The sequence below is a fragment of the Planktothrix agardhii genome (assembly GCF_904830935.1).
GTDB classification, from domain to species: domain Bacteria; phylum Cyanobacteriota; class Cyanobacteriia; order Cyanobacteriales; family Microcoleaceae; genus Planktothrix; species Planktothrix agardhii.
The window spans coordinates 1,532,054-1,547,750 of record NZ_LR882952.1 but is presented as its reverse complement, the minus strand read 5'-3'; the positions used below and the strand labels follow the sequence as shown (position 1 = coordinate 1,547,750).

General features: G+C 38.5%; 17 protein-coding genes, 1 other RNA gene and 1 pseudogene. 13 read left to right on the top strand and 6 right to left on the bottom strand.

Annotated features, from left to right (window positions below; translation table 11 throughout):
* Positions 1-50: 50 nt before the first annotated feature.
* From NMG88_RS07325 to NMG88_RS07310, 4 genes and pseudogenes are all read left to right on the top strand, one after another.
* Positions 51-212 (top strand): hypothetical protein, encoded by a 162-nt coding sequence (locus NMG88_RS07325; protein WP_158442881.1) that lies wholly within the window; start codon positions 51-53, stop codon positions 210-212.
* Between the two features lie 344 nt (positions 213-556).
* Positions 557-1,123, top strand: coding sequence for a Uma2 family endonuclease (locus NMG88_RS07320; RefSeq protein WP_042153108.1), 567 nt, complete (start codon positions 557-559; stop codon positions 1,121-1,123).
* A gap of 22 nt (positions 1,124-1,145) precedes the next feature.
* Positions 1,146-1,587, top strand: a pseudogene (locus tag NMG88_RS07315) (IS701-like element ISPlag1 family transposase); the annotation flags it as partial.
* A gap of 407 nt (positions 1,588-1,994) precedes the next feature.
* A complete protein-coding gene (locus NMG88_RS07310) occupies positions 1,995-2,231 on the top strand; it encodes a hypothetical protein (protein ID WP_227350347.1) in 237 nt (78 codons plus the stop codon).
* Positions 2,232-2,344: 113 nt separating this feature from the next.
* Here NMG88_RS07310 and ssrA read toward each other — a convergent pair.
* Positions 2,345-2,735: a transfer-messenger RNA gene (gene ssrA / locus NMG88_RS07305) on the bottom strand.
* Positions 2,736-2,852: 117 nt separating this feature from the next.
* On the opposite strand from ssrA, the gene NMG88_RS07300 reads away from it, so the two are divergent.
* From NMG88_RS07300 to NMG88_RS07275, 6 genes are all read left to right on the top strand, one after another.
* On the top strand, positions 2,853-3,020 hold the full coding sequence (locus NMG88_RS07300; protein WP_235758083.1) for a hypothetical protein: 168 nt from the start codon (positions 2,853-2,855) through the stop codon (positions 3,018-3,020).
* A gap of 32 nt (positions 3,021-3,052) precedes the next feature.
* Entirely contained in the window at positions 3,053-3,304 is a 252-nt protein-coding gene (locus tag NMG88_RS07295; RefSeq protein WP_026794448.1) for a hypothetical protein, read from the top strand.
* Complete coding sequence (locus NMG88_RS07290; protein ID WP_254035266.1) at positions 3,301-3,729, top strand: type II toxin-antitoxin system VapC family toxin; 429 nt, start codon at positions 3,301-3,303, stop codon at positions 3,727-3,729. The genes NMG88_RS07295 and NMG88_RS07290 overlap by 4 nt, the downstream gene beginning before the upstream one ends.
* 106 nt (positions 3,730-3,835) lie before the next feature.
* Entirely contained in the window at positions 3,836-4,312 is a 477-nt protein-coding gene (locus NMG88_RS07285) for a DUF6884 domain-containing protein (RefSeq protein ID WP_254035265.1), read from the top strand.
* Positions 4,302-5,894: a hypothetical protein gene (locus tag NMG88_RS07280; RefSeq protein WP_254035264.1), complete on the top strand. Its 1,593-nt coding sequence runs from the start codon at positions 4,302-4,304 to the stop codon at positions 5,892-5,894. The genes NMG88_RS07285 and NMG88_RS07280 overlap by 11 nt, the downstream gene beginning before the upstream one ends.
* A 7-nt stretch (positions 5,895-5,901) precedes the next feature.
* The gene (locus tag NMG88_RS07275) at positions 5,902-6,942 is read left to right on the top strand and encodes a tRNA guanosine transglycosylase family protein (protein ID WP_227365999.1); all 1,041 of its coding nucleotides are present in this window, start codon (positions 5,902-5,904) and stop codon (positions 6,940-6,942) included.
* A 136-nt stretch (positions 6,943-7,078) separates the two neighbouring features.
* Here the strand turns inward: NMG88_RS07275 and NMG88_RS07265 are convergent, their stop codons facing one another.
* From NMG88_RS07265 to NMG88_RS07255, 3 genes are read right to left on the bottom strand one after another with little or no spacing between them, the layout of a single operon-like run.
* Positions 7,079-7,900, bottom strand: coding sequence for a radical SAM protein (locus NMG88_RS07265; protein ID WP_042153098.1), 822 nt, complete (start codon positions 7,898-7,900; stop codon positions 7,079-7,081).
* A gap of 6 nt (positions 7,901-7,906) precedes the next feature.
* Positions 7,907-8,800: a CPBP family intramembrane glutamic endopeptidase gene (locus NMG88_RS07260; RefSeq protein ID WP_254035263.1), complete on the bottom strand. Its 894-nt coding sequence runs from the start codon at positions 8,798-8,800 to the stop codon at positions 7,907-7,909.
* Between the two features lie 23 nt (positions 8,801-8,823).
* Positions 8,824-9,222 carry an AbrB family transcriptional regulator gene (locus tag NMG88_RS07255; protein ID WP_026788990.1) on the bottom strand — a complete coding sequence of 133 codons (399 nt, stop codon included), beginning with the start codon at positions 9,220-9,222 and terminating at the stop codon, positions 8,824-8,826.
* A 251-nt stretch (positions 9,223-9,473) separates the two neighbouring features.
* Here NMG88_RS07255 and NMG88_RS07250 point away from each other — a divergent pair, with 251 nt between their 5' ends.
* Complete coding sequence (locus tag NMG88_RS07250; RefSeq protein ID WP_254035262.1) at positions 9,474-9,734, top strand: hypothetical protein; 261 nt, start codon at positions 9,474-9,476, stop codon at positions 9,732-9,734.
* Positions 9,735-10,086: 352 nt separating this feature from the next.
* On the opposite strand, the gene lpxD is transcribed toward NMG88_RS07250, so the two are convergent.
* The gene (gene lpxD, locus NMG88_RS07245; protein ID WP_254035261.1) at positions 10,087-11,136 is read right to left on the bottom strand and encodes a UDP-3-O-(3-hydroxymyristoyl)glucosamine N-acyltransferase; all 1,050 of its coding nucleotides are present in this window, start codon (positions 11,134-11,136) and stop codon (positions 10,087-10,089) included.
* Positions 11,137-11,420: 284 nt separating this feature from the next.
* Here lpxD and NMG88_RS07240 point away from each other — a divergent pair, with 284 nt between their 5' ends.
* Positions 11,421-12,122 carry a hypothetical protein gene (locus NMG88_RS07240; protein ID WP_227366005.1) on the top strand — a complete coding sequence of 234 codons (702 nt, stop codon included), beginning with the start codon at positions 11,421-11,423 and terminating at the stop codon, positions 12,120-12,122.
* A gap of 109 nt (positions 12,123-12,231) precedes the next feature.
* Positions 12,232-15,018: an SUMF1/EgtB/PvdO family nonheme iron enzyme gene (locus NMG88_RS22570; protein ID WP_346732943.1), complete on the top strand. Its 2,787-nt coding sequence runs from the start codon at positions 12,232-12,234 to the stop codon at positions 15,016-15,018.
* Positions 15,019-15,461: 443 nt separating this feature from the next.
* Here the strand turns inward: NMG88_RS22570 and NMG88_RS07225 are convergent, their stop codons facing one another.
* The gene (locus NMG88_RS07225; RefSeq protein WP_227398286.1) at positions 15,462-15,647 is read right to left on the bottom strand and encodes a hypothetical protein; all 186 of its coding nucleotides are present in this window, start codon (positions 15,645-15,647) and stop codon (positions 15,462-15,464) included.
* Positions 15,648-15,697: the final 50 nt, after the last annotated feature.

Sequence of the window (15,697 nt, the reverse complement as noted above, 5' to 3'; positions counted from 1 at the left end):
ACAATTTACTAAGATGGTATAATTAACTTGCGTTAATCAATAAAAACACTATGACAACCAAAGAAATAATTCTACACGAATTAGAACAAATTCCTGCTTCTCAAAATGTTATTCCTCAAAGCCATGAATCTTTTACATTTAAAATCGCTCAAAGCGAAGAAACTTACCAAGAATTCAAACAACCCCCCAAACCCCCCGTGCACGGGGGCTAGGGGCAGGGCTGTTTCATTCTCTAGGAAAAACTGTGTGACCTCTCCCCCAACCCCTTTTGAGGGGGAGAGGGGGGACTAATTATTACTATTAAACATAAAAAATTATTTATTACTCCCCCTTCCCTACTAGGGAAGGGGGTTGGGGGGTTAGGTCTTAGGGGTTGGCAATGGAAAATGAAACAGCCCTGGGGCTTGGGGGGGAGGGAACACCGGAGGAAAAGACTTCACCGTCTAGCTTTGCTGCATCACTAACTCAGAATGGCGATCGCAGAAGAAACTGAAAAACGAGAACCTCAAATTATTTGTTCTTTAGGATTATTTGAATCAAAGGATTAATGATTACCATGACATCAGTTCAATTAACTACAAATTTTTCCCTAGAAGAGTTCCTGCAATTGCCGGAAACTAAACCCGCTTGCGAGTACATTGACGGTCAAATTTATCAAAAACCAATGCCCCAAGGAAAACACAGTATTCTGCAAACTCGCTTAGTAACCATTATTAATCAAGTTGGCGAACCGCAGCAATTAATTTATGGACTTACAGAATTACGATGCACCTTTGCTGGGCGTTCTCTTGTCCCAGATATTGCCGTATTCGAGTGGTCGCGCATTCCTGTTGATGAAGATGGAGAAATTTCAAACCGAGTGGAAATTGCCCCAGATTGGATCATTGAAATTCTTTCCCCCGAACAGTCTCCTAACCGCGTGATTAACAAGATTATTTTCTCTCTTAAACAGGGAACAAAGTTAGGTTGGTTCATTGACCCAGATGATAAATCTGTGATGGTTTTTCAACCCAATCAATTACCAGAAGTTAAATATGATGCCGATATTTTACCTGTTCTCAGTGTGATAGAAAGTTGGCACATTTCAGCAGCCGATGTTTTGGGGTTGTTAAAATTTCAATAAAGATTTTCTTGTCCTTTAGCCAAGTGGAACAGAACATCGTGTACTGTCAGGTATTGGGCTGGTTAACTGTGTTTATGTTAATCCAGAACTGGGTTTATTTTGGGTAATTGATTATCGCATATATGATCCAGAATATGATAATAAAACCAAACTAGATCATGTAGCTGATATGTTGAATAATCTGGTGACAGAAAAACAACTCCTCTTCGCAAAAGTCCTTATGGATAGCTGGTATGGGTCACAAAAACTAATGGCAATGATTGAAGAATTAGGAAAAATTTATTATTGCCCATTGAAAAAGAATCGTTTAGTAGATGACACAGGAGGAAAAGAAAAATACCAATCAATTGAAAAGATTAGCTCATCTGACAAAGAAAACAGTCTATCAGTTAAAAGCTGAATCTTTGTCCATTTATTTAATCAAAGAACTGAATTGTCCTTCGATAAAAATGAAACTTGTTTGATTCTTTTGGGTTTATTTTTAAATAAATAATCAGGACTTTTTAGGGTGATTGCTATTATCATTGGTATGCGATCGCCTACTTTTAGTACGCTATATATAGCGTGCTTGCGTAAGTCCTGTCTTTGTAGGTTAGGTTACAAGGTTAGGACAATATTAAACCTTGTAATAAGGGTCATAACCTACTGTTGCGGTGTTGCGGTGTTCCCTAGCGCGTAGTGCTATAACTTGCCCAAACTGATACAGGATAGAGTTTTCAGGCTGAATGATCAAAAAATAAGGGGGTTTTACCAATGGGGGGTTACACCCATCATTTTATGTGTTATAGTTCAATTATTAAGTAGATGCACCCTGAATTTATCTCCCGCAGTACGAACTGATAGGGAGATTTTTTTTTAGTTTGAAATTCCTATGCTGTCTTTCCATGTTAAGGGACTCTCGAATCGACCTATCCTCAAATATGGTCTTTTGGTGATCACTGCCTGTATAATCTCTGTAACTCTGACAAAATTACCCGACTGGTTTAATTCCTATTCCCCCACACCTGAAAAGGAAATCTTGGTGCGTCATTTCCTTTCCCATAGCTCGAAAGTCGCCAGTCACTATCAGCAAAATCAAACCACTCCGTCCGTTTCCATCCCAAACTAATAGGATTCCCCCCTTAAAAAGGGGGGTTAGGGGGATCATCTATAACTAGATTTCATATAACCTCAACTAAAAACCACCTCGGAAAATTCCAAAGTGGTTTTAAGAGTATAGGGGAATGGAGCATATGGGAATCGAACCCATGTCCAGAACAAGTATTTACTCCTCGCTCATTCACAGACTTAGCCCTTCTAATCCTCAAGGCGGGAACCCCTCATTATCCCGAAGGGTGGGATGCAATGGTTAAATCTTAACTAACTTTTCAACCAAAGAAACTAAGTTAGAGCATCCGTTGGGGGTTTGTCTATTGTCCTTAACGGAGTCAAACAGTAGACGCTCGAACCTACTAGAGGTGTTTAGGCAGCAACAGCGGCTGATTTACGAGCAAAAGGAACGATGTTGTTCGCAGTTACGTTTTTGTTTGAGTCTTGATTTACGAGAGTTGACTCACTCTCGGCCTGCATCACTTGGTAGCTTTCCTTACCCTGTCGAAACCAGTAATGCCCCTTACTTATTTACTATCATACACAATATTTTTGCGATTGTCAAGTTTTCTCCTCTCGTCCACACTGTTAAAACAAGTAAAAAGTTGTAAATTGAGAGTCTGAGGATTAAGGAAATGGTATGCTAAGACAAAAGAAACCCGACAAAAAACCAATCGCCCAATATAATCACATGGGAGAGTATCGACAAGTTGCTGTTAAGATTATAGATAATCGAGGGATTGAAAGAAAGTTTGAAGATTATTCGATTAACTTAAGAGACTCGGTTTCTGGATCTATGCTAGAATAGGTTAAAAGTTTTAATTTCAAGAGGATTTAACTATGATTTTGGCTATCAATAAAAAAGATGTAATTTTAGAGAACATCGAAACTCTAACAGTACAACAACAGGAGGCAGTTTTAGAATTTATTGAATTTTTGCGATATAAAGCGCAAAAGCAGGAGGAACAGGTAGAAGAAAAACAACCAATTTCTGCTTATGAAGCAGCGAAAGAGTGGGCGGGATGTGTAGACTTTGGCCCTGGTGATTTGGGGACAAATAAAGAATATTTAAAAGGTATGGGTAAAAAATGAAAAGAAACATATTACTAGATACAGGGGTGTTAGTGACATTTATTAATAAAAGAGAAAAACTACATCCCTGGACAAAGGAACAATGGAAAAAGATTGAACTGCCTTTATTAACTTGTGAAGCGGTAATAACTGAGGCTTGTTTTCTACTGCAAGATGTCTATGAAGGTGAGGAAGCAGTGATGAATTTAATCAGTCAAAAAATCATTTCAATTCCTTTTCAACTGAATGATGACAGCGAAGCGATAAGAGAATTGATGAAACGGTATCAAAATGTGCCGATGTCTTTAGCAGATGCTTGTTTAGTCAGAATGAGTGAGTTAATTTCCGGTAGTTGTGTATTAACGTTAGATAGCGATTTTGTCGTTTATCGAAAGAATAAAAATCAGATAATAGATTTAATTTTTGGCGACGGAGAAAATTTTTAATGGCGGGTAAAATCCAATATCAAATATAAAAACAACTTTTTATTAAGTAAATTAGTGTAATTATCTCTTATATTATTCTCAAGACTGACTAAAAATTCACGAAAAAATGGTTAATTACTTAAAAGATTTATTAATTATCAATTGTTCTAAGTCTAAATATTCACAACTAGAATTTTTACCAGCAATTGAACGTTACAATGGCGTGGCTTTTCGAGTTGTACGAAAGTTTTTACAGGAACAAACAACTGATTATTTAGATATTTTTATTTTATCTGCTAAGTTTGGACTGATACCTGCTTATCAGTTGATCCCTAATTATGATCAGAAGTATGAAAGTAACCCAAATAAAAGTGTAGCTGGTGTAACAGTTAGTGATAACTTAGCACTTTCTACTCCCGATATGCCAGAAGAACATAGTACAGATATTTATAGACTAATTGAAGCTGATTTAATAGAAGAAATTATTGGAAAAGAAATTAGATCACCTCAAAATTTACCTAATTCTGGTGCTGAGGTTTTTATTGCTGACTCTAGTGAAGTAGTCAAGGTTTTAGGAATAGAGAAAAAACAAAATGAATTTTGACGACATTTTTAATCCAGAAAATTCTGAAATTTTAGATCGTGATCAAGTCAATAGTTATGATACTTTTAAAAATCACGATCCATTAGCAGAAACTCTTGAGTATATGACTAAATTAGTTAAAGCCCAAGATCAGTGGGAAACAACTATTAAAAGAGCAAGAGAGGATTTACTACAAAAAGATCCAAGAGAATTGTATCTTGAATTTTTTAAGGATTTACAAGAACAAATAAGAGAAAATGCAGAACAATCAGAACGTTTAGCAAAATTACTAAAACAAGTTGCTATTCGTGGTTTTGGAATGACAAAGGAACAAGTAAATATTAATCCACCAGCAAAAGGAAGCCGTAAGTGGAGAATAGAATTAAATGAAGACTTAATTAAAGAACATCTTGCTAGTCATATTGTCGGTAAATATTTTCTTAATTTCATTGAAAGTGATGATAGTTTATGGAATAATGGCAATTTTTTAATCGGTTCTTCAGATGTTAGTCAACATCGTAGTTCAGTACCTTATCCGGCTCGTTTTTTCAATCGCACTGTTCCTTTTTTATTAAATAATGCTGCTGGTGCAATTGTTAGAGTAAACAATGGCAAAGCTATTTTTGATCAGGGTAGATTTAATCCAGAACCTAATCAAGAGTTACTCAAATGGATGTTAATTGATCCATCTTATCAAGATGAATTAGAGCCTGAAGATTTTCACCGTTGTACTGCTTCAGCGATGGATGTGGGACAATACATTTTTGATCATGAATATTTATTAAACGCTGGTAGAGATTGTCCTGATATTATTCTTAGAGATGGCAGTTTATTTCCTCAAGATGCTTATTTAGATAATTTTATCATTAATAATGAACGTGGGAAATTTACACAAAAAGCAATTCAAGAACTCTTAAAATGTCTAAATTCTGCTAGAGACTTTAACCGTATTTATTGTGGAGTTTCCAAAAATGTTCGTTTAAAGGTATATAGTGCTGTTTTAGACTGGTATATTGCTAAAAATATAGATGAAAACTGGGAAATAGGAAACTATACGCTAACAGATGGACAAGCAATGACTTTACTATTAGCTTCTCCAGATTGTTTTGAAAATGGGTTAAAAAAAGCTATTTCTACTTGTTTAATTCGTAGATCATTTACAACTAGAGCAACTTTGAATGAAAAAGCTAATTTAAAGAACCTAGAACCTTTTTTTGATCGTTATATTAAACGGATTAAAGAAGAAGGAAGCCGTATTGATATAGCTCCATATCAACAGTTATGTAAAATCTTTCATACTTATATGTTTTTTATTGGACATTCTAAAACCCCAAGTAAATTGTTACCACGTTATGAATTTTTTTCAGAAAATAATGATAGTATTGAAACAATATCTGCTAAGATATTAACAGCTATAAAATACTGTAGTTTTGAAGTTGATGAGGATCATTCTTTTATGAGTGATGAAGCTATTACTTATTTAATCCCATCTGTTACACAGCAATCTCATATCTATTCTAAAGATGTAGGTAAATGGTTAACTCAAAATGTTAAACAGCAATTATTATCTAAATATCAATCTTTTATTAAAACAATAGTTTAAAAAATTAGTGCAAATTGTAGCTGGTTTTGGTTTAAAAGGAATAAAACCCCGTGTGTGGGATCAAACATCACCGCATTACTTAAAAGACTTACAAGCGGTGATGATTTCTTATGCTGATTTTCATAAAATGCCTAGTCAAAGAAAACAAGCAATGGAAAAAGGTTTACATGAACATTTAGGTGTACCTAAAAATGTGAAATTTTATCTTGATAATGGGGCTTTTTCTTTTGTTAAAAATAATCAAGAAGTACCCGTTAAAGAATATGCTGAATTTGTCAGAGAAGCAAAACCAGATTGGTTTCCTATTCCTCAAGATTTTATTCCTACTCCAAAAATGACATTAGAGGAACAAGAAGAATGTTTTAATAAAACAATGAATATGAACTTTCGCTATTATCAAGGTGATTATGTTCCTGTTGTTCATATTAGTAATTTTTTAGAAAAATATATTGAGAAAATCATTGAAAGTAAAGCTTTATCAAATAAACCTTATATTGCTTTAGGAGGAATTGTCCCCAATTTATTAAGAGCATCTAAAGCAATTCCCCATAAACAAATTATAGATAATTTAATTCATTTTCGCCAACAATTTCCAGATCAAAAGTTACATATTTTTGGAATTGGGGGAACAGCAACCTTACATCTTGCTGGATTATTAGGTATTAATTCGGTTGATTCTAGTGGGTGGCGCAATCGTGCAGCCAGGGGTTTAATACAACTACCCGGAACAGGCGATCGCATAATTTCTCAACTAGGAAATTGGCGAGGGAGAACTATTAGTAAAGAGGAAGAAGAAAAGCTGAAACAATGTCAGTGTCCAGGTTGTAAACAAGGTGGTTTAGAAGGGCTTAAACTTAGTGGAGGAATTGGTTTTTATAATCGAGCAACTCATAATTTATGGGTATTACTAGAAGAAGCTAGACAAATTCAAGAACATTTACACATATTAAAAGATTATGAAACTTGGTATCAAGAACATTTAGATAATACAACTTATCGCCCTTTAATCCAGGAACTAATTTTAGAACTTAAATTATTTACAAATTAACTAATAAAAATTTGGTAGTGTTGCATTAATTGCTTTCTCTCAAAATTACCCGAATGGGAGCAAAAGAATTTAAAACAATTTTGGCTACCTACCTACTCACCCCAGCTAAATTTAATTGAGATCTTGTAGAAATTTATTAAATACGAAGGTATGGAACCGAAGCATAACGGACGGGAATACCTGTCTGATCTTGAATTTCTTGGGCAAAATTTTGTAAAACAGACGGACTAACAGATTTTAATTTTATGGTCTGATAGGGTAGGTTTTCTAGTGGGGAGTGATTTTCTCGTCCAGCTAATTCATGTTTTAACGGTTTGGGACGGGTGGGAGTATTCAGTTGAATTTCTGTGGGTGCGATCGCTTTTACCCAACGGAGATATTCTTGGCGCTCTGACAATGACCAAGGAGATAAAAGCATCGTTTGTAGTCCCAATTCTCCAGGGAAAATTCGACTAAATTCTTGAATATCACTAAGCAACTCGGTGAGATTAATTTCCGTTACGGGTCGATTAACTCTTTGCAGTTGGGCGGTAGAAATTCCATCGAGTTTGATAGATACGCGATCGGCTAAAGCTAATTGTTCTCGAACTTGCGGATCATATAAAGTTGTACCATTGGTTAATACTAATGTGCGACGATGAGTTAAGATTTTAATTGCTATCAGAATTTCCCCTAAGTTCGCCGCCAAAGTTGGTTCTCCACTCCCACTTAAAGTAATCACATCCACATCCCACGGGGAAAATTCTGTTAATGCTTGTAATATCCGCTCCGTCGGAACATAAATTCGGCGTTGCTCGGTTTTTATTTCAATTTCTCCAAGTTGACAATAAACACAGTTAAACGAACAGGTGGAAATCTCACCAATCGGATCAATTCCCAAGGATTTCCCATATCGCCATGAAGATACGGGGCCATAAACCGGGGTAAATTCTGAGGGGGATGGTTTTATAGTTGTCATATTAACTTAACCCATTTCTTGATAAACAATTCCCAATAGGCCAGCCACAAACAGCAACATCACAATTCCCAACAAACCAGCCAAGGGTTTACCTCCTAATCCTGTTAACCATTCTGGAACCTTCCCAGAAGCCGTAACACCCACAAGGGTATCAATACTCGTAATTCCCCAAATCCAACCCGCGTGTAAGCCGACGGCTAGACCTAAAGAACCTTGATCGCACAAACAAGCGAAAGCCAACACCATTCCCATTAACCCCAGTCCGGGTAATTGCGGTAAGGTGTTGCGGACTTTCCAAAGCAGATGGCTGAGGGCAAAAATCAAGCTGGCGATGGTCGCCGCCACAAACCAGGAATAATCTTGCTGTAATTGTTTTTGTAAAAATCCTCGAAATATTAACTCCTCTGTACTGCTAATCCACAGAGCAATCAGCAAAATCGGCAGTAAAATAGATGCTTTTTTTCCTAACTGAATCCACTTATTTCTAGGGTGCAGATCGGCATTCAAGGTTGAGGACTGTTTATCGGTTTGCACAGATTCCTGGGGTCGCCAATGACTCAAACCCAGAACAAATTGAAATCCAAACAATAGGATCAGGCTGATAACAGCTAGACTGAAACCAATGGCAGTGGATTGAAAAAACTGCGATCGCCAACTTAAACCATAATCCCAGAAGGATTGACCCTGAACTTGGCTAATTTTCCACAAAACTATCGGGGCAATTCCATAAAGAGGCGCCAGTAACCCCAATTTTTGGGTTTCATTTAGGGGTGCAGGAGGACGCCAATTCAGAGCGATCGCACTAATAACAGCAATTGGCATCCATAGACCCATCCACACCCCAAAAAAAATTATAATTTTAATCGGGGTTGGTGCATTTACCAGCCATGAAAACGTCATTTTAATGGCTCAGGTGGTAGAATTTACTCTTCTTCGTCACCGCCAGCATCTTTACCATTTTCGACTTGAATCAGGTGAATATGCTTGTATCCGAGCTTGATATCAAACTCATCCCCCGGTTTAAGTCCCATTTCTTTGGTATAGGTTGAGCCAATCACAATTTGACCGTTTTTGTGAACGCTCACCATATAAGTTGCTTCCCGACCCCGACCATCTTTTGTACCATCGGGACTGAGCGGAATACCCCGTGCTTTGAGCACTGCGTCATAAAAATCTGTGAGATTGACCCGAACTTGGCTGTCCTTTGTCGTGCTGTAATAACCGCACAGCTTTGCTGTTTCACGCCGAGGCATATGAGACAGTTCTTTTACTTTTTGAAGCAGAGCCTTTCCGGTTAAGGGAGTGGGTGCAGGTTTATTCATGTTCTTCTTAATCTCCTTACTTCTCTATGGGGTAATTTTTATCCAATTAAACTTTTTGGAGTTATAAGAAATAATATATACTTAAATACATCAATTTGACAAATATTTTTTTTCTCAGTTACAAATCTTTCCATATAGCGAATCACCATCTTCCCCCAGGGGAAAAAAGCCGGACTTAAAAATCCCATTATCATTGAACCGGGCAAGATTGACTTATTCGATGGTACTTGAACCCATCTGTTGTTTTTGTCTTGAAATTTATATGGCCATTCTCTTTTGGTGCTTCAGAGTTAGACCTAAGCCATTTTTTGAGAAAGTTTTCTGTCCCAGGTAAAAATGCTCTGTCCTCACCGCCCCATCCCATTAAAAAAGATCCACCGTCAAAGCAGATCAATACCACGGGGGAATTACGAATTACGAATTACGAGCGGGTAATCGGTTTTGGGGAATTACGAATTACGAATTACGAACGGGTAATCGGTTTTGGGGAATTACGAATTACGAGCGGGTAATCGGTTTTGGGGAATTACGAATTACGAATTACGAGCGGGTAATCGGTTTTGGGGAATTACGAATTACGAATTACGAGCGGGTAATCGGTTTTGGGGAATTACGAATTACGAATTACGAGCGGGTAATCGGTTTTGGGGAATTACGAATTACGAATTACGAGCGGGTAATCGGTTTTGGGGAATTACGAATTACGAATTACGAGCGGGTAATCGGTTTTGGGTGATATTCAGCGAGCGAGGACGCTCGCACTGCTCCCCCTGCCTCCCCTGCTCCCCCTGCCTCCCCTGCTCCCTCTGCTCGCACTGCTCCCTCTGCTCCCTCTGCCTCCCCTGCCTCCCCGGACTTAATAGCTCAACGGTTAGACTTAATGATTTGTTCTAATGCTTTTAAAGAGCGGTAGAGTTCGGGTAATCGTCTATAAATAGCAGCAGTCTTTAAATAGAGTTTATTGGCGAGCGCCGGAGAACCGGAAACCACCTCTCCGGGTGAAATATTATTATGAACCCCAGATTGAGCCGTAACAATTACCCCATCCCCTACTTTGACTTGATTAGCAATGCCAACTTGACCCGCGAGTAACACCCCGTTACCAACGGTGACACCCCCAGCTAATCCCACTAGGGCGGCAAAGGCGCAATTTTGTCCAATCGTACAACCGTGACCAATATGAACTAAATTGTCTAATTTTGTGGCTTTCCCGATGCGAGTTTCTCCCACCGCCGGACGATCAATTGTGCTATTACATCCGACTTCTACCCCGTCTTCTAAAACCGTAATTCCCGATTGTTCCATTTTCAACCAACCCGCATCCGTTGGCACAAAACCAAAACCTTCAGCGCCAATTACAGCCCCACTGTGAATTACACAATCACAACCGATTTGGGCGCGTTCATGAATAGTACAATTGGCGTGTAAAATGCTGCGATCGCCAATTTTCACCCCTGGATAAATTACGACATTTGGATGTAAACAAACCTGATTTCCGATGGTAACTCCCCCTTGAATCACAACATGGGGGCCAATATAAACCTCCGCTCCAATCTGGGCATCTGGATCAATAGTCGCACTAGGATGAATTTGGGGTTGGGGCTGATAAGGTTGATAAAACAAAGCGATCGCCTGGGCGAAAAAAGCCCTAGGATTTGCCACAGAAATCCACGCCTTACCCCCTGCTGTGGCTTGATTTTGTAAAGATTCATCTAGGGGCAAAATCAACGCACTCGCCGCAGAAACCGACACAAAAGACGCAAATTTTAACCCCTCAATATAACTCAGGGTTCCAGAAGTTGCTGTATCTACCGCCGCCACTCCTTGAATATCAGGATTAAGGGTGGGATCATGGATCAAACTATGGGCGGTAATTCCAGTGTTAAGTTTTTCTACCAGTTCACTAAACTTCATTATTGGGAAAAAATACCAGAGGTAGGAAATTAAAATTTCACCGCAGTGGAATCGGATCAATTATATTATTAATTTGATCTTCTGTTAACAAATTTTGATCAAAAAAAATAAACAAAGGTATCCGGTGCTGGGAACAGAGTTTCAATTGCAATCAAGCAAAACCCTTGGGGAGAAAACCATCTCTAGTATTAAAAGAGTGATCCTATAATATTAAATAGACTCGCGCTCACCAAGAATCCACTTACCTTTAGGCAGTAGAGTGTCAACGAACTGGACTAATAAATATGAATAATCCCATCGACAACGGCTCCGAATATAACCTAGATTCTATCTTTGATCATCTGATCCAATCCCTAGAAATCGACCCCCATCAACACCCCATTCCTGAACAGACACACCATAATATTATGTCTGTACCTGATTTCAACGGTTACGACCCCCATCATCTTGATATCTCTAACTCCGGTGAAAATGGGGAATATTATCAAGGTTTACACTCATCTTTTATCTCCGACCTTGACCCTCAAACTCCAGAATTTCATCCAGGTGGGACGGACTTAGAACAATTTAATCCCTATCAACTACCCGAACAGACGGACTACTCCACAGGATATCAAACCGATCACCATTTTGGAGGCATGGAAGATCACTCGCAACAAATGTCTACCTTGTCCGTAATGCAAAGTTCCGATCCTGTAGAAAAGGGAGATTCTAATGGTGTCACAATTTATGCAGATGGTGATGTTTATTGGGGTCGTGGAGGACAAGCCGGACATATTGAGGGGCAAAAATTTTATAACAATGGCAACCATTATATCGGGCATTTAGGTGCTGATATGAAGGTCTATGATGCCCATGAAAAATGTATTGGTTGGGTTGATAACAAAGGTCACGCCTATACTTTAGATGGGGCGGTTTTTGCTGAAGGAAAGACACCCATTTGGGCGGCGACGGTGTTAGTTTATAACCTCTCTAGTCCCGCTTAAAACGTTGTTGGGCTTTAGCCCCCTCTGGATTTGTTGTTAGGTTTAAACCCTCAAGAAGAATGGGCTGAAGCCCAACAACGGGGGAAATTTATTAACAGGAGATTAACTAATGACACGCTTATTACCAGGAGATGCAAAAATGGGACTTTGGGATAAAGTCAAGAGAGGGTTTGAATCTGTATTTCTTCCTCAGAAATACATCGCTGATACCCAAGAAAGAAATACAAAAATAATAGTAGCCAACAATGCTGAAATGGAGGAAAAACGACAACAAATTCAATTAGCACAGTATAAATTACAATGTGTACAAGTTGCGAATAATGCTATAATAGAGGAAAAACGACAGGAGATTCAATTAGAACAAATTAAATTACAATATATCGAAAATCAAAAAAATCGAGAATTTCAAAAAGAACTACAAGAATATATCCAAAGCGTTAATTTAGCGATTAATAAAAGTAATATCGAGTTTCAACGCTGGCGTTTTGAACAGGAAAAAACTCTCCAAAAAGAATTAACAACCTATGGCCGAGAAACGCAATTAATGGTGGCCGAATATCAACGAGAAACCGCGATAAAAGTTGCCCATAACCAAGCAGAAGTTCAGAAAATTTTTGCTAATTGGCCGTTAACATTGCCTCCAGCGCAAATTTTAGAATCTTACAATAATAGTTTAATTCCCATGCGAGTTTTTATCGCTCCCCCTAAAGTTCAGTTTGAAAAGTTTGCCACCACGCCGCAAAATTTCCCTGATATTGAATTAACTATAAATCAAAAAATGCGTGATTTTTTTGATCAGTATTCTCAACAGGGAAGACCTATCGAATTTTTAGCAGGCGCTTGGGAAAGTAAACGTTTTCATAGCGAAGCCAGTATTAAAGCTTTATTCGGGATGCTAAAATCAGAACCGACATTAATATTAGAGTCGGAATTTGATGGAGATTATCTTAATTTCAGAATCGCCTATTGGACAATAGGACAACCTAACTATTCCTATCAAACCATTATTTCTCAACTGTCCTATCGGGATATTTTATATGATTCTGCTAAAACTCGCGCCCGCAAATGGAAAGTTACGAAAGACAAACTATTAGCACTGGGAAAAACCCAAGCTGATATTGATAAACGGGGCGGGGATAATGAAATTAATCTGAAAATTTGGGAAGAAGAACAAAGTTTACGGGAGGAGGGAATAGACGATGATGAGTTAGAAATTCACTATAAAATTAATAGCAAGCATTTTGAGGATTTGTATCAGTTTTTAATAACCTGTCATTGTCTGGTCGCAGGTTGGATAGCTGACACTCATCATTTGTTTCTCCATGATTTCACGCCTTTATCACCCCAATTACTCCCAGATTTAACTCAGAATATCCCAGAAGGAGAAGTTGCAGATTCAGTAATAGGTATGGTAATTTCTGGCTATGAACAAATCTACAAAATCCTAGAAACAGAAAGTTCTCACCGTCTTCCTGAATTAATCCTAGAATTAGCCCAGGGTTTAGTCAATTTACCCAATAAATCTTGGGCTAAAAATCAATTAATTAATTCTGTAGAATCTTGGTTGAATTTAAGAAACCCGGTTTCTGAGGTTTCTGAATTATGGGATAGAGTTAATTCTGTAGTCATAGCTGAGGATTTAGACTATATTGAAAAAATCAATAATTTGTTAGAATCCTTGGGAGAAACTCACCGCGTTAATATTGTTAAAATTTGTTATCAACGGGGAAAAAACCATTATCAACAGGGAGAATATACGACCGCCATTGATGACTTTACCCAAGTTTTGTTACTAAAACCTAATTCCCCCGATGCTAATTATAATCGCGGATTAGCCTATGGTAAATTAGGGGAATATTCCGCCGCCATTGAGGATTATAACCAAACCTTGCGACTGAATCCGAATTATCTCAGAGCTTACAATAATCGTGCTAATACTTATTATAAATTAGGAGAATATGAAAAAGCGATCGCCGATTATAATTCCTGTCTCGTCCTTAATCCTAATTTACCCGATGTCGCCCATAATCGGGATGTAGCTCAAGGAGTTTGGGATGAAAAACGCCGTCAGGAAGCAGAAAAACGCCGTCGAGAAAGAGAATTTGAGTTTGATGTAATTACCGTTAACTCCCAAGGACAAGAAACCAAACGAGAATGCTGTCGGGCTGAATTTTTTAAACAAGATTTAGGCAATAATATCAGTTTAGAAATGGTATCCATTCCAGGGGGAACTTTTATGATGGGTGCAGTCCAAAATGAAGCAAATGCGAGTAGCGACGAATATCCCCAACATCCCGTTAATATTGCTGCATTTTCTATGGCAAAATATCCCATTACTCAAGCTCAATGGGAAGCTATTATGGGAAATAATCCTTCTAATTTTAAAGGCGCAAACCGACCCGTTGAGAATGTAAATTGGCATCAAGCGCAGGAATTTTGTCAGCGACTTTCCCAAGAAACAGGTAAAACCTATCGTTTACCTTCTGAAGCGGAATGGGAATACGCCTGTCGCGCTAAAACTACAACTCCTTTCCATTTTGGTGAAACCATTACAGCCGATTTAGCTAATTATGAATGTAATCGTAATCAAACCACCGATGTCGGTAGTTTCCCTCCAAATGCCTTTGGATTATACGATATGCACGGCAACGTTTGGGAATGGTGCGCTGACCCTTGGCATGAAAATTATACTGGTGCGCCAGATAATGGAAGTGTTTGGGAGTCGGGCGGAAATACTCAATTAAGGTGTGTGCGGGGCGGTTCGTGGATCTACGTTCCTGATATCTGCCGTTCTGCTAATCGTTACGCCGAACGCCCCGACGTCTTCGTCAGCAGCATCGGCTTTCGGGTTTGTTGGGTTGTTGGTGCGTCCCTGGTTAGTGTGCAGGACTTTTAGCCCTGTTTTCTTTAGCCCTTTAGCCCTTTACCCTTCTTTCTTCTTTTCCCTTCTTCCCTTTTCGCGCGTCAGCGCGTTTAAAATTTTTTTTTTCAGGGGACGGGTTTTGTTAGAAAATTGTGTCAACCCGCAATAATTTTAATAAACCTGCCCTCTTTTTATCCGTTTATTAGGTATTTTTGAGCAGTTAGCGAGCGAGGACGCTCACACTACCAATTCTTGATTTGATATTATTGGTAAAAAAAGTAGTGCCAGCGTCTCGCTGGCTAGATCTATGTTAATTCTAACCGAATAAATGGGTAATTCTGGATGTACCTTTTTGAAACGAAGGCTGGGATAATTGGGCTCTCGTTTGAATTGTCGATAGGCTTCACGAGCCTGGTTTTGGACTTGCTTTGGCAGAGTGGCAAATGCTTTACGAAAAGAAAAGGTTGTTCGTGACTTCACAGTGTTTCTGGATCTAACTCTTGGGTTTGTCCAGAATGGTATTCAGCCATTGCATTAGCTGCTAGTTTAGCAAGAGCATCGGGTGATTGAGTAAAGGCACTATCCCAGCGCATTTGGGCTTCGAGTTCCTGTAAAATTAGAGTAGCGATCGCATCTTGTTCACTAGGGGATAAAATTTTCAATTGGGCGATCCGCCTACGGCACGCTGCGCGAACGCACGTTCAAGTAACTC